This is a genomic window from Colwellia sp. BRX8-7 (genome assembly GCF_014077275.1).
Lineage (GTDB): Bacteria > Pseudomonadota > Gammaproteobacteria > Enterobacterales > Alteromonadaceae > Colwellia_A.
Genome location: NZ_JACGVP010000046.1, coordinates 1 through 3,480 on the forward strand (window position 1 = coordinate 1; position 3,480 = coordinate 3,480).

6 protein-coding genes are annotated in these 3,480 nt (G+C 33.5%); all 6 read left to right on the forward strand.

Annotated features, from left to right (window positions below; genetic code table 11):
• Positions 1 to 227 precede the first annotated feature (227 nt).
• The 6 genes from H4J57_RS19165 (at position 228) to H4J57_RS19190 (ending at position 3,263) form a co-directional block, all read left to right on the forward strand.
• Positions 228 to 692 carry a hypothetical protein gene (locus H4J57_RS19165; protein ID WP_182243943.1) on the forward strand — a complete coding sequence of 155 codons (465 nt, stop codon included), beginning with the start codon at positions 228 to 230 and terminating at the stop codon, positions 690 to 692.
• A gap of 189 nt (positions 693 to 881) precedes the next feature.
• Entirely contained in the window at positions 882 to 1,166 is a 285-nt protein-coding gene (locus H4J57_RS19170; RefSeq protein WP_182243944.1) for a hypothetical protein, read from the forward strand.
• A gap of 106 nt (positions 1,167 to 1,272) precedes the next feature.
• On the forward strand, positions 1,273 to 1,596 hold the full coding sequence (locus H4J57_RS19175) for a hypothetical protein (protein ID WP_182243945.1): 324 nt from the start codon (positions 1,273 to 1,275) through the stop codon (positions 1,594 to 1,596).
• A gap of 138 nt (positions 1,597 to 1,734) precedes the next feature.
• Positions 1,735 to 2,052: a hypothetical protein gene (locus H4J57_RS19180; protein WP_182231141.1), complete on the forward strand. Its 318-nt coding sequence runs from the start codon at positions 1,735 to 1,737 to the stop codon at positions 2,050 to 2,052.
• A 125-nt stretch (positions 2,053 to 2,177) separates the two neighbouring features.
• Positions 2,178 to 2,471 (forward strand): hypothetical protein, encoded by a 294-nt coding sequence (locus tag H4J57_RS19185; RefSeq protein WP_182243946.1) that lies wholly within the window; start codon positions 2,178 to 2,180, stop codon positions 2,469 to 2,471.
• Positions 2,472 to 2,945: 474 nt separating this feature from the next.
• Entirely contained in the window at positions 2,946 to 3,263 is a 318-nt protein-coding gene (locus tag H4J57_RS19190; RefSeq protein WP_182243947.1) for a DUF1493 family protein, read from the forward strand.
• Positions 3,264 to 3,480 lie beyond the last annotated feature (217 nt).

Genomic DNA, 3,480 nt, shown 5'->3' on the forward strand with positions numbered 1-3,480 from the left:
TTAGAAACATTGGATGTTTGCCGTTCAATATTCGTAACCAACAGAGGCATATTCCACTTATCAAATATAGTAAACTAATCGATTGATAAATGGATTGGTCCAACTATAAGCCATTCAAGCAGGACTTTTAACAGTTGGTTAGGTTCCGCTTCGCTACACATTTTAACCAACAATTAAAAGCCTCTTAATGGGGCGTTATGTGAATAGGCAAACTGGGGAGGGCTAAATTGGATAATGTATCAAGAATTAAAAGCTCTAAAGGTTTGCTTTTCACTTCTATTTTCGTGTTCTTAGTTGCATTTTTTATCCCAATTCCAGAATTTAGTGAATTGACGTATATTTCAGGAAAAATAACTGATATTGCACCCAAGGCTAGTTCAGGTTTGGTTTTATCAATACTCACTAAAAGTAATGTTAAGTTATCTTTTGACATACCCAATTCTACTAAAGTGAATAACGAGAGAATCAAAAAACTTAAGAACCAAGAAAATATTAGTATTTGGTACCATGATTTTTATATTCTGGTAAATGACGTTTACGAAGCTAAGCAAATCGGTATTGATAATGAATTAATTATTACTTATCAAGAAACCTATGATAGTGATAAGTTAAGTATTTATACGGTTTATGGTTTGTCGTTAATAATGTTTCTAATTTCAATATACTTATATATTCGAGTTAAATTCACATAACAAGTCGTTAAAACAGGACAAATAACAGTTGGCTTTTGCTCCTGCGTCGCTTATTTTAGCCAACTATTTTTTGCCTGTTAATTAGGCGTTATGTTTCTTCTTAAGGAGTATGGATGAACTGTTTTAATCACATAGATAAGTCTGCAGTAGGTACTTGCAAGGCTTGTAGCAAAGGGTTGTGTAACTGATATGGGACACGGACTAGCTTGTAAAAACTCACATGAAGAAATAGTCGAAACGCATAATGCCATTATAAATGGTAATGCTAAAGTTTATTCAAATGTAAACAAAAATATGATAATTGCTCCTCTATTTTATTTATTTATGGGGATAGTTTTTGCTGGTTTTGGTATAACTTCTAGACAAGGCTTTACTAGCCTGACTTTCATTCTAGGTGTTGGTTTCATTGCTTTTGGAGTAATTTGTTTTGTTCGTAATAAAGCTACTTTTAATAGTAGTGACACAGAAACATAACAAGGCATTCAAACGGACAAAAAATAGTTGGCTGTTTTCACTTCGTTCAACATTTTAGCCAACAATTTTTTGCCGCTTAATGTGGCATTATATGCAAAGGATAGCTATGAGATATCTTCTAATAACTTTGATGTTATTTAGTTTTACTACAAATGCTAAACAACTCTGCCCAATTAATAATGATGTCGCAGAAGATATGCGTATTAACGAAGCCGATTTCACAAAAGAAAAGGCTGAAGAGTCAGTAAAATATTTAGCTGAAATAGTGAAAATTAGTAATACTCCATTTGAATGGTTCTCTATTCCCAACTCGACAAAATTCATTTATGGTTATGCGTTAAGACGCAAAGCATTATTACCTGATGCATCAAAGTATTCTATCGAGCAGTTTTGTAAGTTCTATGCGCAAGAAGGCTGGTACTATGATTAACAATTTGCATATAACAAGACCTTTAAACGGACAAAAAACAGTTTGCTGTTTTCACTCCGTTCAACATTTTAACAAACAATTTTTTGCTGCTTAAGGTGGCGTTAGGCATTCATATTAGTTTGGCAGTAGGCATCCACCATGAAAGAATCAGATTGGAAAGTATTTACAGCGATAAAAGATAAAGCGATTGAACAATATTGCACTGTAGCTCTTGAAGAAACACAAGAAGTTGTTTCTGACCATAAAAAGCATGTTCATGAAAGATACCTTTTCTTATATAAATTACTTCAAAATAGTAATAAAAAAATGGCTCTGCTTTTTGATGGTCATAGTAGATCGAAAGCTTGGATACAACTTATTGCTATTCGTAGCGAGGGACTCGCCGACGAAGTTCTATTATCTAAATTATCAGACGAATTTCGTGATGAAACAGACCCTGAAAAGCATGGCTGGTAAAAATGCCTAACAAGAAATTAAACAAGGACAAAAAACAGTTGGCTTTTTGTTCACTACGTTCACCTATTTTAGCCAACCATTTTTTGCCTGTTAATTAGGCGTTATATGCAAATGGGTTTCAGACTTTGAGTAGATTTATCAAATTTTTCATTCTTCCAATCTTTGGTATTTTGATTGGTATAGAACCCAAGTTATTTATTGTCCCTTTTGACTATATTTTTGATATTCATGGAACACACTTATCATTAGGAAGTTGGATATCCTTACTGTTATTAATTGTTATAGTTCTTTACGACTTATTACTACTTGGGTATTTTATAACACGCTATAAAACACGTAAAAAATTGGCTTTATTCACAGCAGTTTTATTGATTTTTCAGTTTGTTTTATCAGGCTGGGAATTGGGGTTTTGGCAGTAATTGCACATAACAAGTTGCTCAAACGGACGCATAACAGTTGGTTGCGCTTCGTTCCTCGCACATTTTAGCCAACTATTTTGCGCCGCTTAGCAAGGCGTTAGGTGGCACCACTTTTCTGTTTTAATTGTTAACCAACTTATGTGCTTTTAATATTGGTTTGGTGGTTTTTCTGTTTCGTGGAGTTTCGCCAAAGCATTTTGTAATTGTCGCGAATCATTGTCGAGAGTCCAGCAATAACATTTGTGTTGTGCGCTAAACACCTTTTGTGTAAATGGCTCAAAATTACTGTTTGGCATTTAGTCGTGGTGCGGTTATATTAACTTTATGAGTTTGCTTTAACTATTTGGTTTAATAATAAATTTAACCTAACAAGCAATTCAAACGGACAAAAAACAGTTGGCTGTTTTCACTTCGTTCAACATTTTAGCCAACTATTATTTGCCGCTTAATATGGGCGTTATACGAATCTCGATTATGGATGATGAAATCAAATTAATAATTTTAAATGAAGCCAATGTATCTATCGATAAGGTCAATGACAATTCAACTTTGTTAGGAGACTTAAAAATTGATGGGGATGATGCTTGGGAAATATTTGAACAATGTCATTCCAAATATCAACTTGATTTAACCAACTTTGACTTTAGTAAATACTTTAGAAACGAACCTTGTTTAAAAGGTTTAGTATATTTTTATCGTAAGCTTAAATATCGTGATGAGCACATTGCAGCTAATAAAAGCCCAATTACAGTTAAGTATTTAATTGCTGCATGTAAAAAAGGTAAGTGGTAAATTCGTATAACAAGACGTTTAAACGGACAAAAAACAGTTGGCTGTTTCACTCCGTTCACAATTTTAGCCAACAATTTTTTGCCGCTTAACGTGGCGTTAGGTGTAATCGCCACTTCGTTTTATTGTTTAAAGCATTTGCCAATTTAAGTAGGCGTTTGTACTTTCTAAATATGGTTTTGGAGTGTTTCGCCAAGCTCTACGTCATTTACGCCAATAT

Excerpts from the sequence above, each read along its gene's own strand:
- H4J57_RS19175 (WP_182243945.1), top strand. The coding sequence starts at position 1,273 with ATGAGATATCTTCTAATAACTTTGATGTTATTTAGTTTTACTACAAAT.
- H4J57_RS19170 (WP_182243944.1), top strand. The coding sequence starts at position 882 with ATGGGACACGGACTAGCTTGTAAAAACTCACATGAAGAAATAGTCGAA.
- H4J57_RS19180 (WP_182231141.1), top strand. The coding sequence starts at position 1,735 with ATGAAAGAATCAGATTGGAAAGTATTTACAGCGATAAAAGATAAAGCG.
- H4J57_RS19190 (WP_182243947.1), top strand. The coding sequence starts at position 2,946 with ATGGATGATGAAATCAAATTAATAATTTTAAATGAAGCCAATGTATCT.